Annotated in this window: 12 protein-coding genes; 5 read left to right on the forward strand and 7 right to left on the reverse strand. The window is 71.1% G+C overall.

Annotation, left to right across the window (positions count from 1 at the left end; all coding sequences use genetic code 11):
* Nucleotides 1-50 precede the first annotated feature (50 nt).
* From amrB to PLE19_09145, 5 genes are all read left to right on the forward strand, one after another.
* A complete protein-coding gene (gene amrB, locus PLE19_09125; GenBank protein HPD15100.1) occupies nucleotides 51-1,595 on the forward strand; it encodes an AmmeMemoRadiSam system protein B in 1,545 nt (514 codons plus the stop codon).
* Nucleotides 1,596-1,620: 25 nt separating this feature from the next.
* Nucleotides 1,621-2,766 carry a glycosyltransferase family 4 protein gene (locus PLE19_09130; GenBank protein ID HPD15101.1) on the forward strand — a complete coding sequence of 382 codons (1,146 nt, stop codon included), beginning with the start codon at nucleotides 1,621-1,623 and terminating at the stop codon, nucleotides 2,764-2,766.
* Nucleotides 2,766-3,521, forward strand: coding sequence for a 3-deoxy-manno-octulosonate cytidylyltransferase (gene kdsB, locus PLE19_09135; GenBank protein HPD15102.1), 756 nt, complete (start codon nucleotides 2,766-2,768; stop codon nucleotides 3,519-3,521). The genes PLE19_09130 and kdsB overlap by 1 nt, the downstream gene beginning before the upstream one ends.
* A 73-nt stretch (nucleotides 3,522-3,594) precedes the next feature.
* Nucleotides 3,595-4,683, forward strand: a complete 1,089-nt coding sequence (locus PLE19_09140; protein HPD15103.1) for a hypothetical protein — start codon at nucleotides 3,595-3,597, stop codon at nucleotides 4,681-4,683.
* Between the two features lie 27 nt (nucleotides 4,684-4,710).
* Nucleotides 4,711-6,045, forward strand: coding sequence for a CCA tRNA nucleotidyltransferase (locus tag PLE19_09145; GenBank protein HPD15104.1), 1,335 nt, complete (start codon nucleotides 4,711-4,713; stop codon nucleotides 6,043-6,045).
* On the opposite strand, the gene rbsK is transcribed toward PLE19_09145, so the two are convergent.
* From rbsK to PLE19_09180, 7 genes are read right to left on the reverse strand one after another with little or no spacing between them, the layout of a single operon-like run.
* Entirely contained in the window at nucleotides 6,017-6,940 is a 924-nt protein-coding gene (gene rbsK / locus PLE19_09150) for a ribokinase (protein ID HPD15105.1), read from the reverse strand. The two genes, PLE19_09145 and rbsK, sit on opposite strands and share 29 nt — an antisense overlap.
* Nucleotides 6,941-6,959: 19 nt before the next feature.
* A complete protein-coding gene (locus PLE19_09155) occupies nucleotides 6,960-7,937 on the reverse strand; it encodes a cation diffusion facilitator family transporter (GenBank protein ID HPD15106.1) in 978 nt (325 codons plus the stop codon).
* 28 nt (nucleotides 7,938-7,965) lie between these two features.
* Complete coding sequence (gene argC, locus PLE19_09160) at nucleotides 7,966-9,006, reverse strand: N-acetyl-gamma-glutamyl-phosphate reductase (protein HPD15107.1); 1,041 nt, start codon at nucleotides 9,004-9,006, stop codon at nucleotides 7,966-7,968.
* A gap of 51 nt (nucleotides 9,007-9,057) precedes the next feature.
* Nucleotides 9,058-10,617, reverse strand: a complete 1,560-nt coding sequence (locus tag PLE19_09165; protein HPD15108.1) for an O-antigen ligase family protein — start codon at nucleotides 10,615-10,617, stop codon at nucleotides 9,058-9,060.
* Nucleotides 10,614-11,216 carry a hypothetical protein gene (locus PLE19_09170; GenBank protein HPD15109.1) on the reverse strand — a complete coding sequence of 201 codons (603 nt, stop codon included), beginning with the start codon at nucleotides 11,214-11,216 and terminating at the stop codon, nucleotides 10,614-10,616. Before PLE19_09170 ends, PLE19_09165 begins: the two co-directional genes overlap by 4 nt.
* A 25-nt stretch (nucleotides 11,217-11,241) precedes the next feature.
* Nucleotides 11,242-13,041 (reverse strand): VWA domain-containing protein, encoded by a 1,800-nt coding sequence (locus PLE19_09175; GenBank protein HPD15110.1) that lies wholly within the window; start codon nucleotides 13,039-13,041, stop codon nucleotides 11,242-11,244.
* A 21-nt stretch (nucleotides 13,042-13,062) separates the two neighbouring features.
* A complete protein-coding gene (locus PLE19_09180; protein ID HPD15111.1) occupies nucleotides 13,063-15,609 on the reverse strand; it encodes a tetratricopeptide repeat protein in 2,547 nt (848 codons plus the stop codon).
* Between the last annotated feature and the right edge of the window lie 34 nt (nucleotides 15,610-15,643).

Below are 15,643 nucleotides of genomic sequence, written 5' to 3' on the forward strand. Positions count from 1 at the left end.
GAATGGAGAGGAACGGGCAGTTCCGAACCACGCAGTAGGGGGAAACCACAATGGTCTGGCTGCTGGATTCCGCCGCGGCGATCCTGCTCCTTTGCCTCGCAATGCTGGTGGTCGGCGAGAGCACCGCCGCCGAGGAGGCCCCCGTGCGCGAGCCTGCCGTGGCCGGGCAGTTCTACCCCGCCGAGGCCAGCGCGCTGAAGAAGCAGGTGGCCGCCTTCCTCGAGGCGGGAGCCGGCAAAGCCAAGGTCGAGGGCAAACCGATCGCCCTGATCGCGCCCCATGCGGGCTACGACTACTCGGGCCGCTGCGCGGGGGTAGCCTACGCCACCGTGAAGGGCCAGCCCTACAAGCGCGTCATCGTGCTGGCCGTGAACCACCGCGGCATGCCCTTCCGCGGCGGCTCGATTCTGAGCGTGGACGCCTACCGCACCCCCCTGGGCAACGTGCCGGTGGACAAGGCGGCCTGCGCCACCCTCCGCGAGAGCGAGCTGTTCGGCGAGCACCCCTCGGCCCAGCGGATGGAGCACTCGCTCGAGGTGCACCTGCCCTTCCTCCAGGAGGCCCTCGGCACCTTCCAGCTCGTGCCGATCGTGCTGGGCGATCTGGCCGACGACGACTATGCCGCCATGGCCACCCTGCTCCGCAAGGTGATGGACCAGGACACCCTGGTGGTGGCGAGCAGCGACTTCACGCACTACGGCCGGAACTTCGGCTTCGCCCCCTTCGAGGACAAGGTGCGCGAGAACATCGAGAAGCTCGACAAGGGAGCCATTGACCTGATCCTGCGGCGCGACGGGCCGGGCTTCGCCAAGTACCTCGCCCGCACAGGGGCCACCATCTGCGGCCGTTGCCCCATCCGTGTGCTGCTTCAGCTTCTGCCCGACAGGGCGACGGGACAGCTCGTGAGCTACTACGCCTCGGGCGACGAGGCCAACGACTATCGCCACTCGGTGAGCTACGGCGCCATCGTCTTCACCGCGCCCGGCCAGTGGGGCGAGCCCCCCGCCGCGAAGCCGACCGTCGGGCCGCTCGACGTCCAGATCAGCGAGGCGGGCCAGAAGAAGCTCCTCGAGATCGCCCGCAAGGCCCTGGAGGCCGTGACCGCCGGAAAGGACCTCCCGGAGACCAAGCTCGACGATGCCGAGCTCCAGGGCCGCAACGGCGTGTTCGTGACGCTCAACAAGGACGGCCAGCTCCGCGGCTGCATCGGCAACTTCCGCCCCGAGACCCCGCTCTACGAGACCGTGGCGGTCCAGACCCAGCAGTCGGCGCTGCACGACCCGCGCTTCCAGCCTGTCCAGCCCGCCGAGGTGAAGGACATCGAGATTGAGATCTCGGTCCTGATGCCCGAGAAGCCGATCAAGGACCCGCTGGGCTGGGAGTTCGGCAAGCACGGGATCATCGTGCGCCGCGGCTGGCAGCAGGCCACGTTCCTGCCTCAGGTGGCCGAGCACTTCAAGACGAAGGAAGAGATGCTCTCGGCCTGCTGCCGCAAGGCGGGCATGCTGTCGGCCATGTGGCGCGACCCCGAGACGAGCGTGCTCATCTACAGCGCCCAGGTGTTCGGCGAGAAGCCAGCGGCGAAGGCCAAGTGAGGGCTTCGGGCTCCAGGAAATGCGCGTGAGCCACACGCCTGTCCCAGGCAACGGCGGCCCCGCGTCGAACGGCGCGCGGCCGCCCAAGGTGGGCAAGGTGTTCTTCGTCGCCGCAGGGGTGGGCGACGACAGCACCTGCCACAGCGTGCTGCGCCTGGCCAGCGAGCTTCGGCGGCGCGGCACCCAGGTGGCCATGGCCTGCGGGGGCGGCCCGCTTGTCGGGGGGTTCCGGCAGAGCGGCATCGCCACCGTGGTGATGGGCCGGCTGGCGAATCCCAGGCCGCCCCTTCTGGCGCCGCGGGCGCTGCTGGACGACGTGGCGCGTTTCGCGCCCGACCTGTTGCACTTCTTCGGGCGGCCGATGGCGCGCTGGGCGGCCCGCCTGGCCGCCCTGGCGGACAAGCCCTACGTCCTCACCGTGACCACGTTCGCGCCGCACCGCCACCGGGCGCGGCTGCCCGGCGACTGGAGGCGCGGCTCCATCATGGCCGTGGGCGAGGAACTGCGCGAGGAGCTCGTCAACCAGGCGCGCATCCCCAAGGATGCGATCGCCGTGATCCCCATCGGCATCGCGCTCGGAGAGTACGAGCGCTACCAGGCCACGCACGATCGCACGGCCATCCCCGTCGTCGGCACGGTCGGCCCATTGACGCCCGAGCGCGGTTGCGAGTACTTCGTCCGGGCGGCGAAGGAGATCCTCGACCGGGGCTCCGAGGCCCAGTTCCTCCTGGCCGGCAACGGGCCCGAGCTCCTCCGCCTGCGGCGTCTGATCCACGAGCTGCGGATTGACAAGTGGGTCACCGTGGCCGAATCCGTGCCCGACTACCGCCGCATGATCGCGGTGTTGGACGTTTGCGTGATCCCGGCGGTGCGCGAGGGCCTCGGGCTCGACGTCCTGGAGGCGATGGCCTGCCGCAAGCCGGTGGTGGCCACGGGCGCCGGGCCCGCGTGCAGCCTCATCAGCGACGGCGAGACGGGCCTGCTGGCCCCGAAGAAGGACCCCGCCACCCTCGCCGAGAAGGTCATCCGCCTCCTCCGCGAACCCGAGCTGGCCCAGGCCCTCGTCAACGCCGCCTACCGCATGGTGAGCGAACGCTACTCGCTCGAGGCCACCACGGACCGGCTCCTGGGCTTCTACGCCCGCTGCATCGAGAGATCGGAGGCACGCTAGTGGCTAAGGTCGTCGTCGCCATTCCCGCCCGCTACCCGTCCACGCGCCTGCCCGGCAAGCCGCTCCTGCGCGAGACCGGCAGGTTCCTCATCCAACACGTCTACGAGCAGGTCTCGCTGGCCCCGTGCGTGGACGACGTGGTGGTGGCGACCGACGACGAGCGCATTCGCGCCGCGGTCGAGTCGTTCGGCGGCAGGGCGCTGATGACCTCTCCGGGCCACCGCTCGGGCACCGACCGCATTGCCGAAGCGGCGCGCCACGTCGAAGCCGACATCATCGTGAACGTCCAGGGCGACGAGCCGGAGATCGAGCCCGACGCCATTGACCTCGCCGTGGCCCTCCTCGAGCGCCACCCGGGGGCCGACATGTCCACCCTCGCCGCGCCCATCGCCGAGCCGGATCACCTGCGAAATCCCAACCTCGTCAAGGTCGTGCTCGACACGCAGGGCTACGCGCTCTACTTCTCGCGGGCGCTGCTCCCGGCCTCGAAGAGCTACCCCGAGGTGCCGCCCGGCGACCCCCACACCTATCTCGGCCATATCGGCCTCTACGCCTATCGCCGCGACTTCCTCTTCCGCTTCGCCAGCCTGCCTCCCTCTCCGCTCGAGACGCACGAGAGCCTCGAGCAGCTTCGCGCCCTCGAACACGGGCACCGGATCATCGTCGGCATCACCTCCTATCAGCCCAAGGGCATTGACACGCCCGACGACTATCAGGCATTCCTCCGCCGCTGGCGCTCTCGCCGCCAGCCCTAGGCTCCGAGCCTGCTCGTTGAATCCCTGGGAGAACCGCCGTATAATGACCGGTGGGGGAGGCCGGAGGAGAGGCATGGAGTCCGTGCGCGCGTTCGCCGGCAAGGTGGCGGCCCGTCTTGGCGCCCAGGCGCTGCTCGACGCGGCGGGCCTCTGGCTGTGCCTGGGCGCGGGCGCGGCGGCGGCGGCGCTGCTCGCCGAGCGCCTCGCGTCGCTGGGCGCGAATCCGGGCCTGCTCGTCGCGGTGCCCCTCCTGGCCTCCGGCCTGGGCGCACTGGCGGCGGGCCTGGCGCGGTGGCCGAGCCTCCACGAGGCCGCCCTGCGCGCCGATGAGCGGTTCCACCTCGCCGAGCGCCTCTCGACGGCGCTGGCCGCGCCTGTCGGCCCCATGGCCGACCTTGTGCGCGCCGACGCCGCGCGGCACATCGCGACCGTGGACCTGAGCCACGCCCTTCCCCTGCGTCTGCCCCGCAGCGTGCGACTGCTGGCCGTGCTGGCCCTCGTTCTGCTGGCCGCTGCGCTGGCGCCGCAGGCCGACCTCTTTGGCTGGGGTGCGCAACGCGCCGCCCGCGCCGCGGAACGCGCAGACGTGCGCCGTGCGACCGAGGCGGCCAGGGCGAGTCTGGCACGTCTGGCGGCCGCCGGGCGCGCCCAGGGCCTCAACCAACCGACCCAGGTGCTCGACCAACTCGACCGGACCCTCGCCGGCCTGGAGGCTGGAGAGCCGACCGCGGCCGAGGCGCGGCGCGAGGCGTCCAAGGCCGCCGGCTCCCTCGCCCAGGCGAGAGCCTCGAACGACGCCGCCCTGGCTTCGCCCGCCGCGCCCGCGGACCGCGCCAGGCTGGAGAACGAGCGCGACCTGCTGGCGGGCGCCGCGCGCATCCTCGAGGGCTGGGAGCGCGCCCTGGCCGCGGGCAGCCGCGGCGGCACCAGCCCCACCGCCAAGGGCAGCGACAGGAGGGAAGGCGGCGGGTCTGCGGAGCGCGCGCCCGACCTCGTGCGCCCGCAGGAGGCTGCGCCCCCGCCCCGCGAGGCGGTGAAGGTCGAGAGTCGCCTCGTCGCCGCCCGGCCCGCCGCCGAGGCCGCCACGCGAGCCGACGATATCCCCTGGCTCTATCGCACGGCGGTGCGGCGCTACTTTTCGCCCGACGAGCCCGGCCCATAGGGAGCCATCCCCGCAAGCGAGGCCCGCGTGAGCGCCCCCCTGAGACAGAAGGCCGACCGCATCGTGCGGCGTCTCGCCGACGCCGGCCATCAGGCCCTCTTCGCCGGCGGCTGCGTGCGTGACATGCTCCGGGGCGAGGAGCCGCACGACTACGACATCGCCACCGACGCGACGCCGGCCCGGGTCCAGGCCCTCTTCGAGCGCACCGTGCCGGTCGGCGCGCAGTTCGGCGTGGTCGTGGTGGTGGACGGCGAGGACCAGTTCGAGGTGGCCCAGTTCCGGGCCGACCTGGGCTACTCGGACGGCCGCCGCCCCGACGCCGTGCGGCCCGCCGCGGCACGCGAGGACGCGCTCCGCCGTGACTTCACGATCAACGGCCTCTTCTACGACCCGCTGAAGGACGAGGTTCTGGACTTCGTGGGCGGCCGCCGCGATCTCGCGGAGGGCGTGGTGCGGGCCATCGGCGACCCGGACGCCCGGTTCCGCGAGGACTCGCTTCGCCTGCTCCGGGCCGTGCGCTTCACGGCCCGCTATGCCTACCGCCTGGACGAGGCCACGGCCGCTGCGGTGCGGCGGCACGCCGGGGAGATCCGCCGCGTGAGCGCCGAGCGCATCGGCGAGGAGTTGACGCGCATCCTCACCGGCCCGAACCGCGGCGCCGCACTCGAACTGCTACAGGCGACGGGCCTCCTGGCGCACGTGCTGCCCGAGGTCGAGGCCATGGTCGGGTGCCAACAGCCGCCCGAGTTCCACCCCGAAGGCGACGTGTTCGCTCACACGCGCCTGTGCCTCGACGCGCTGGAGAACCCGAGCCTCACCCTCGCCTTTGCCACGCTGCTGCACGACGTGGGCAAGCCCGTGACCCAGGTGGAGAGCGACCGCATCCGCTTCAACCTGCACGACAAGGCCGGGGCGCAGATGACCCGGGAGATCTGCGAACGGCTGCGCTTCCCGGCCGAGCAGACCGAGGCCATTGCGGCCCTGGTGCTCGATCACATGCGATTCATGGCCGTGCGCGACATGCGGCCGAGCACGCTCAAGCGCTTTCTGCGCTCGCCCCACTTCGCCGAAGGGCTGGAACTGCACCGGGCGGATTGCGTGGCCAGCCACGGAAGCCTGAAGAACTACGAGTTCTGCAAGGAGAAGCTCGCCAGCCTTCCGGAGGACGTGATCCGTCCGCCCCGCCTAGTCACGGGCCACGACCTCATCGCCCTCGGCTACAGGCCAGGCCCGCCCTTCGCCGCCATGCTCGCACGGGTCGAGGACGCGCAGTTGGAGGGAGAGATCGCCACGCGGGACGAGGCGCTCGAGCTTGTGCGGCGCGAGTTCCCGCTCACGGGCGCGGACGGCGAGCGAAGCTGAGAATCTCGCGGCGCGTGGGCATCGAGGGCTGCGCGCCTTTGCGGGTGACCGAGAGGGCCGCCGCGGCGTTGGCAAGGTGCAGCGCTTCGTCGAGCGGCCGGCCCTCGGCGATGAACGCCGCCAGGGTGCCCACGAACGCGTCGCCCGCGCCCACGGCGTCCACGGCCCTCACCTTGCGCCCGGGGATCTGTTTGGGGTGGGGCGTGCCGTCGAGCACGGCAGCGCCCTGCTTGCCTCGCGTGAGGATCACGTGGCCCACGCCCGCGTCGAGCAGGCCGCGGGCCGCCGTGAAGTCGGAGCGGCCGGCGATCACCTCCAGCTCCGTCTCGTTCAGCACCAGGTAGTCAATCTGGCGCAGGAGCGCCGCGGGCAGCGGCGCGCGCGGCGCGGGGGCAGGGTTGAAGACCACGGGCACGCGGTGGCGTCGCGCGAGCGCCACGGCGCGGCGCACGGCCGGCAGCGGCACCTCGAGCTGGACCACGAGCGCGCCGGCCCGCGCGATGGCGGGCGCCGCCCGCTCGACTTCGGCCGGTGCGAGCCGCAGGTTGGCGCCGAGGGCCACCGAGATCAGGTTCTCGCCATCCTCGGCCACGAGGATGAGGGCGATGCCCGACGGGGCCCTCGCGTCGCGGGCGATCCAGCGGCATTCGATCCCCTCGCGGCGGAAGCCGGCGATGGCCTCGTCGCCGAACACGTCGCGGCCGAGCCTGGCGATCAGCGTCACGGCGGCCCCCGCCCGGGCCGCGGCGACCGCCTGGTTGGCGCCCTTGCCGCCCGCGGCCATGTAGAATTGCCCTGCGACCACCGACTCGCCCGGCCGCGGCAGGCGCGGCGAGCGGATGACCATGTCGGTGTTCGAGCTTCCGACGACGACCACGCGGGGCGTGCGGGACATGGCTCGTCTCCGTCCGAGTTCACAGGCTCTCGTGCCCTGGCTCGTGGTGTTGGCCGAAGGGCACCGTGATGTGCGCGCAAGCGACATCGGCGCTTTCGAACTGGAAGATCATGTGGCCGATCCGGAAGCGTTCGCGGCCGCAGGCCTCCAGCTTTTCGCGCACCTGCTCAAGCTGCCCCACCGTGAGCTCCGGGCCCACGTTCACGTGGGCGGTCATGGCGTACATGCCCGAGGTGATCTCCCACACGTGGAGATCGTGCAAGTCGCGGACCTCGGGGGCCGCGTGCCTGAGGGCCTCGATGAGCGCGGGGATGCTGACCTGCCTGGGCGTGGCCTCGAGGAGCACGTTGGCCGAGTCGCGGAGGAGCTGGAGCGACCAGACGGCGATGAGGACGGCGATGAGAGCGCTGAGCGCCGGGTCGAGGCGCAGCCAGCCCGTGTAGTAGATCACGATGGCGCCGCCCACCACGGCCACCGACGAGAGCGTGTCGCCGAGCATGTGGAAGAAGGCGCTCTTGACATTGAGGTCGTGCTTGCCCACGCCGGCGAGGAGGAGCACGGAGGCCAGGTTCACGGCGAGGCCGGCTACCGCGATGACGAGCATCTCGAGGGTGGCGATGGGGCGGGGCTCGATGAGCCGCTCCACCGCCTCGTAGAGGATGTAGGCCGATGCGCCCAGAAGGACCACGCCGTTCACGAAGGCGGCCAGGATCTCCATCCGGTAGAAGCCGTAGCTGCGCTCGGCAGGAGCGGGCATGGCGGCGATGCGGATCGCGAAGAAGGTGATGGCGAGGGCCACGAAGTGCGTGGCCATGTGGCCCGCGTCGCTCACGAGGGCCAGGCTGTTCGACAGCAGCCCGCCGACGAGTTCGAAGAGCATCATCACGCTGGTGAGGGCCAGCGAGGCGAGCAGGCGGCGGCGCTCGAGGCCCTTGTGGACGTGCGAGTGGCCGTGGCTGTGCTCGGGGCCTTCGGCGTCGTGGTCGTGGGAGTGCATGGCGGGCCTCCGCCTCTCCCCGCGCGCGTCACACGCAGCGGTGCAGGAGCCCCGTGGTCTCGGGGATGCCGAACATGAGGTTCATGCACTGCACGGCGAGGCCGCAGGCGCCCTTGATGACGTTGTCGAGGGCGGAGGAGATGACGACCTTGCCGGTCCGCGGGTCCACGATGGCCGCGAAGTCGCAGTAGTTGGTGCGGTGCACGTTGGCCAGCTCCACGTCGTCGAGCTTGTCGAAGACGCGGAGGAAGGGCTCGGCGGCATAGCGGCGGCGCCAGACGGCGACGACGTCGGCCGTGGCCGCGGGGCGGGCGAGGTCGGCGAAGATGGCGGTGAGGATGCCGCGGTCCACGGGCAGCAGGTGCGGCACGAAGAGGGCCGTGGCCGGGGCGCCGGCAGCGAGGGACAGCTCCTGCTCGATCTCGGGGGCGTGGCGGTGGGTGAGCGGGCTGTAGGCGCGGCAGTTCTCGTCGCAGTTGACGAAGAGGTTGCGGGCCTTGTCGCTATACGTCTTGCCGGCGCCGGAGAGGCCCGAATAGGAGTCCACCATGATGCCCCTGGGCGAGACGAGGCCCTCGGCCAGCAGCGGGGCGAGGGGCAGAATCGCGCTGGCGGGGTAGCAGCCGGGCGTGGCCACGATGCGGGCGGCCTTGATCTTGTCGCGGTAGAGTTCGGGCAGGCCGAAGGCGGCCTCGGCGAGCAGTTCGGGGCAGGTGTGCCTGGTGCCGTAGAAGCGCTCGTAGACGGCGGCGTCGCGGAAGCGGAACTCGCCGCCGCAGTCAATCACCTTGCAGCCTGCGGCGAGGAGCCTGGGCGCCCACTCGAGCGAGTCGGCGCCCTTCTTGGCCAGGAACACGACGTCGGTCTCGGCCGCGTAGCCGTCGAGGTCGGGTTTGCGCAGAAGGGCGTCCGTCTGCCCGCGCAGGACGGGGAGCGCGGCGTCCACGCGCGTGCCGGCGGCGTGGTCCGAGCCCAGGAAGGCCAGGCGGGCTTGCGGATGGCCGAGGAGGATGCGGAGGAGGGCCTCGCCCACGGCGCCGGTGGCGCCCAGAATGCCTACTCTCACCATAGCGGCGTGTTCTCTCCTGGGGTTCGGGTGCGAGCGGCGGGCCGCCGCCGCTCAGTACTCGCGCGACGCAATCTGTTCGACTCTGGCCCCGTTCTGGCCGAAGACGATTCGTTCGCCGATGGCGACGAGTGCGCAGACGAAGACGAAGGGGACGGCGAGGCCCTGCGAGACGGTCTCGGTGAAGATGCCGGCGAGAGCGAAGCCGAGGATGCCGCCGGCGGCGCCGAGGCCCACGCCGAGCATGAGCTCGCTGTGGGCGGCGGCCTGGAGCCGCAGGGCGCGGCTGAGGAACTCCACGACGAGCCAGGCGAGGGCCAGCAGGCCGACGAGGCCCGTCTGAACCAGGGCCTTCAGCCAGGCGTCGTGGGTGAACGGCTCGCTGGTCGCCACGTTGTAGACCTCGGGCACGTTGCTGAAGTACTGGAGCTTGGCCTGCGGCCGGAAGGGCTCGATGACCGCGTGATAGTCCGTGTAGCCGAGCCCGAAGAGGGAACTGCCCAGGCCGTCCCAGAGCTGGCGCGAGCAGGCGAGGGCGGCCTGCCAGCGCTGGTAGCGCATGGCGACGCGGTTCTCGGCGAAAGCGGAGTCGCGCCCGGCCCCGGGGAACCGCTTGGCCGCCTCGGCCGTTTCGGCCAGGAGCTCGAAGTACAGGGCGCGCTGCTCGGCGGTGAGGCGGCGCTCGCCGCCGCGCCGCCGCTGGAGGAACTCCATGAGGTAGCGGGCATCGAACAGATCACGCGGCGGCGCGGCGGTGGGGTCGGCGGCCATCACCTCGTGCGCGCGGGCGTGAAGCTCGGCCGCCCGGGCCGCCAGGGCCCGGTCGCCGAGCAGGAAGTTGTCGCTCACGAACGGCGCCACGGAACTGAACAGGGCGTCCGTGTGATAGGGCCGCGGCAGGAGGCGCGGCGCGCCCAGGAGCACGAGACCAACCACCCCGAGGAAAACCCACGCCGTCCGGCGGGCGTGGAGCGCGCTGAGCAGGCCGAGAACAAGGACGGTAGCCAGCACCGCGCCGCCGGACAGGTTGACGAGGAGCCCGGCGGCCACGATGGCCAGGAGGAGGAGCCGAAGGCTCCAGCCGCGGGCATGCAGCGCCAGGCCATAGAGCACGGGGAGCGACAAGGCCAGAAACGCGCCGAGTGCGTTGCGGTTGCGGAAGCCGGCGCGAACGTCGAGCGCCGATGCGCACGTGGCATAGTGCCATGCCGCCCAGAGCACCACGCACGCGACGGCGACCGTGAAGGCGATGAGAAGCCGCTTCAGGTCGCCCCTCTCGGCCACGTTCAGGAACACGGCGAAGGCGACGAGGAAGTACTCGACGACTTGGAGCACCTCCTTCGCGGCCTCGGGCTTGCTGGCCGAGCGCGCCAGGGCCACGCACGCCACGGCCGCCAGCACGAACCCTTGGAGCGGGGGCAGCTTGGCCTTGCGCAGCCGGCGGGCAACGAGTTCCAGGGCCACTCCCAGCGCCGAGGCGGCCAGGACCACATCGGCCAGGGTGATCGGCAGGGCGAGCTTGCCGAGGGGGAGGCTCAGCCCAAGCTGCGTGCCCATGACGAGAATGAGAAGGACCGCCAGCCCGAGGTTGACGGCGCGCAGGCGGAGCGTCATCCACTGCCCTCCTCTCTGGCCGCCGGGGCCCGGGCGCTGGAGCGTGGCGCCGGGGCCTCGAGGGCGCGGAGCTGCTGCTGAGCGTGGGTGTCCCACTTGCCTTCGTGGTCATACCGGATACACCGCAGGAGGGCTTTGCGGGCCTTCTTGCGCTCGCCCCGGCTGGCGTAGAGGACGCCCAGGTGGAAGAAGGCATCGGGGTCCTGGTCGTTGATGCGGCGTGCGGCGCGAAGCTCCTGGAGCGCGGCCTCGGAGTCGTTGCGGAGATGCGCCACGAGCGCGTCGCGAATATGGCCATCGGCCACATCGGCCTTGGCAAGCAGCCTGCGGCGTCGGAGGGCGAGACGCGCCATGTCGAACGTCGCGAAGGCCCAGAGGAGCGCGCCCAGGGCGATGGAGCCGCGGCGGAGGGCCGGGATGCTCAGGACGCTGTGCTCGGGGGGCAGCACGCGGGCCGCCTGGCTGTAGACCCAGCCATCCACGGCGAATCCGAAGCAGAAGAAGATCAGGAGTCCCTTGAGGGTCTTGCCGATGGCGATGTGGCCGGTGCCGGGCAAGACGACCGAGAGGAGGATGGGGACAACGTGGGCGATCTTCACGCGGGCCTCTCACCTGTGCGGCGCGCTAGCGGTCGTACGGGGTGCGAACGCCGTATTCGCGGCCGATACGCTCGATCTCTGCCCGTTGGGCGGATGTTTCGCCGCCGCGGGCCATGTCGGCAACGATGTGATGGATTTTCTGCCGCGCCCATTCGTGGGCGATGTCGGCGCGCTTGGGGTCAGGGGCGCCGGGGGTGTGGCTGAACTGAAGCGTGCGCCCGGCGTAGGGGATTCTGCCTTCGATCTGGATGGTGACGTTCTGGCCAGGTTTGCAGCGGCCGTAGAGGACGATGGGCTTGTCGGCGTAGAGGTTGGGGAGGAAGGCGGGGTAGGTCTCCTCCACATCGAGGTTGGTGTAGGTGACGCGCAGTTGCATGAGCATGGGCTTGTCGTAGGCGTGGAAGAGTTCGCCGAGGGGCTTGGCCGCCGCCTGCACGTCGTCGGTGAACGTGGCCTCGCCGCGCGAGCGGTAGGCCAGGAGGTCGAGCAGGTAGCGGTTGCCGCCGGGGCCGGCGTCGAAGGGCAGGATGGCGAAGGTGGGGCGCGCGTAGGAGCTGATCTCGTTGACGATGCGGCGGGCATCGCGGATGCCCAGGGTCGAGCGGCCGTCGCTGATGAAGAAGATGTTGGTCGGGCGGTTGCGCACGGCCTGCTCGGCGACGTCGCGGACCACGGCGTTGAGGACGCGGTAGACGTCGGTGCGCACTTGCCCGGGGATGCGGTCTACGAAGGCCAGCGCGGCCTGGATGCGTTCGGGGGTCGGATCCGCAAAGTCGGGAAAGAGCTTGCGCGGCTCCTCGCTGAAGAGGATGACGTTGAAGCGGTCGGTGGAGCGCAGGGCGGCGAGGTAGCGCCCCAGGGCCTCGCGGGTGGCGACCACTTCGGCACGCTGGATGCTCAGCGACACGTCGCAGATGAACACCACGTCCTTCGGGATCACCGGCAGCTTGTCGGGCCGGGCCACGGCGATCTCGAGGCGGAAGTACTGGCGCTCCTCGCCCGGGCGCGCGTAGAGGTCCATCTTGATCTTGACTTCGTCGCGGAGGGCGTAGACGGGCACCTCCTCGTCCTCGGGGCCGGCGCTGGGGAAGAGGATGACGGGCGAGGTGCCGACGTCGCGGCGCGCGAGTTTGTCCTCGAGGGGGATGACGATGCCCTGCGGCGCGGTGACGCCGGTGACCACCGCGGTGGCGCTGGGGTTGATGGTGGGCGGGGCGAGGGGCCCGGCATGGGTGTCGGTGGCGGGCTTCGGGGCGCTCACCTCGCGGAGGTGGAGTTGGGCGGGCGGCGGGGCCGGCAGGCCGGGCGAGCCGTGCAGCACGCCGCGCGTGCCCGTGCCGGCGGGCGCGACGTCGGCCATGGCCACCGTGCGAACGGGGGCGACTTCGCCGATCGCCGTATTGGTCTGCTCGACCTTGGGCGGGCCGGTGCGGTGGATGACGGCGTGCTCGGTGTCGGGCGTGCGCGAGGGGGTGGGCGTGTGCTCGAGGGTCGAGAGGTCCTTCTCGTTGGGGAACGAGGGGCCGGGGATGCGCTGTTTGGGGTCGAAGAGGGGCACCTCGTAGGCCTTGACCGGCACAGGGGCGCCCCCCTTGGCGGGGGCCTCGGTGGTCGAGGTGGCGACGGGGACGGACTGGGGTTCTGGCAGGTCCACGACGTGGAACCACTTGAGGACGGAGGCGGAGAACTCCTCGACGTCGAAGAGGCGAATGCTGCCGACGAAGCGGATGAGCGCCAGGTGGCACAGGAGCGAGACGGCGAGCGAGGTGAGCACCCAGCGGCTCACGTCGTCTTTGCGGGTTCGGGCGGTTTTCGCGGCGGCCACGGGGCCACTCCCTTCGCGCGGCTAGGGCTTCTTCTCGAGGCCCTTGCCGTCGGCGGTCACACGCAGGCCGAAGCCGTCGAGCTCCTTCACCAGGCGCTCGGTCCACTCCGACTTCGGGTGGCGTTCGAGGAGCCGTGTCCAGACGGCGACGGCGGAGTCGGGCTGCTTGAGCTGGAACGAGGCGACGCCGGCCTTGTAGCGCGCCTCGGCGGCCTCGGCGGCGGCGTCGGGGCCGGTGGCCAGCATGGCCACGCGGAGCAGGTAGCGTTGGGCGAACTCCCAGTCCTTCTTGTCGAAGGCCATGCGGCCCATCTGGAGCTGGCACTTGAGGATCAGGGCGTCGCGGACGGCGGGGTCGCCGACGGCGTTGGGGGCGAGTTGCTCGACCTGCTGGTAGTACTGCCAGGCGCCGTCGTTGTCGCCGACGGCGCGCAGGGTTTCGGCGAGGCCGAACTTCGCCCAGATGAGGAGCTCGTGGTCGGGGAATTTCTCGATGAACGCCTTGAAGTAGGTTTTCGCGCGCTCGTGGTCGGGCTTGGGGAGGTTGAGCGACAGCTCGCCGAGCCAGTAGACGACGTAGGGCTTGGCCTCGCCGGGGAAGCGCTTGACGAGGGCCTCGAAGGTCTCGATGGCCTCGGCGGGCCGGCGTTGCTCGCGGAAGACCTCGGCGGTCCAGAGGTACTCGGTGGCGTCGGTGAGCAGGTCGGGGTTGTTGCGGATGAGCTGGAGGAAGGCGTCGGCGGCCTTGGCGAAGAACTCGTTGGCTTCCTTCTGCTCCTTGGCGGCGAGGCGGGTCTTGCCGAGCTTGGCGTAGCTGTGGGCGAGGAGGCGGAGCGCGCGCTTCTGGTAGGCGCCGGGGATGTTGGCGCACAGCTCGTAGAGCGGCACGGCGGCGTCGTACTGCTGCTTGACCTCGCCGTAGTACCAGGCGAGGAAGTAGAGCACGTCGCCCTTGTGCACGCCGTCGCGGAAGCGCTCGAAGTAGGTGTTGAAGGTGGCGAACATCGCGTCGTATTGCTTGATCTCGTACTCGCAGGCGCCCTTGCGGTAGAGGAACTCCTCGGCGGTCTTGGGGTCGGTGGCGGCGAAGCGCTTGTAGTATTCGCCGTAGAGTTCGATGGCCTTGGCATACTGGTTGAGCTGGCCGTAGAGGCGGGCGGCGCGGTCGAGGGCGCCCTTGACGTGTGCGCCGTTGGGGTACTGCTTGAGATAGGTCTCGTAGGCGGCGGCGGCCTGGTCGAAGCGCTGGAGGAGGTCGAGGCACACGGCGATCTGGTGGCACACGCCCTCGGCGTTGGGGCCGTTGGGGGGCACCTTGGCGTAGCGGTCGAGGGCCTCGGCGTGCGCTCCGAGCCAGAAGGCGGCTTCGGCCTGGAAGTAGAGCACCTCGGCGGCGTACTTGCTCTGGGGAAACTCCTTGAGGAAGGCTTCGGCGGCGGCGGCGGCCTCCTTGGCGCGGGGCTGGCCCTGGCGATAGGCCGCGGCGGCGCGCCCGAAGGCGGCGGGCTCGCGCGCGGGGTCCTTGCCGCTCTTGTCGGCGGCGAGCAGGGCGGCGAAGTGGGCCTCGGCCTCGGGGAACCGTCCGGCGCGGTAGGCGCACTCGCCGGCGATGTAGAGCGTGCTCACCAGGAAGTCGCCCTGGGGGAAGCGCTGGAGGTATTCCAGGGCGGGCACCAGGGCCTCCTGGTAGCGCTGGAGGAAGAAGAGGGCCTGGGCGCGGCCGTAGAGCACCTCGGCGCCCAGCGGGCCGGCCGGGTCCACCTGCCCCAGCAGGGCCAGGGCCTCGGCGTGCTTCTTCTGGGTGAGGAGGAGGCTGGCGATCTTGGTGCGCACGCGGGCCAGCAGGTCGGTCTGGGCCTTGGCGTCGGGCCCGTCGGGCTTGGCCTTGAGCGCGGCCTCCAGGAAGTCGGCCAGCTCGCGGTAGCGGCCCAGCGCGTCGTCGGCCTTGCCGAGGGCCACAAGGCAGTCGCCGATGGGCAGCAGCACGTAGGCCTTGTAGGTGTTCTCGGGCGAGGGGTCGGCGAGCACCTGTTCGAAGAGCGGCAGGGCCTCGGCGAAGCGGCCAAGGGCGAACTCTGCGCGGCCGACGGCATACCTGGCGTGCACGACGAAGCGGCGGTGGTCGGGCACGGTGAGGTCGGTGGCGAGGAACTGGCGCAACGGCGGGATCGCGCCAGCCATGTCGTTGAGGCGGAAGCGGCAGTCGCCGATGCGGTAGAGGGCGACGGGGCGCATGGTGAGCGTGGGGTCCTTCACCGCGGCCTCGTAGGCGGGCAGCGCGGCGTCGTAGCGCTTGTCCTCGTAGTGGCATTCGCCGAGGTAGAACCACACGCGGCCCGCGCGCGGGTCGTTGGGGTAGGCTTTGAGGAACTTGTCGCCCTCGGCGATGCACTGCTTGCGCAGCTTGTCGCGGAAGAGGCCCTCGACGAAGTCGAACTGGAGGTCGGCCGGCTCCGCGGCGCGCTCGCCGCCGAGCGCCGCCGCGGAGAGCGCGAGGAGGATGACGGCCGTGCGGAAAGCCCGAAATCCGGAATCCGAGATCCGACACAGATCCAGAGCTCCAAGCACCAGATCACAAGTCGTTTCCTGGCGTCTGCGTGTT

It is taken from the genome of Planctomycetota bacterium, assembly GCA_035384565.1.
Classification (GTDB): domain Bacteria; phylum Planctomycetota; class PUPC01; order DSUN01; family DSUN01; genus DAOOIT01.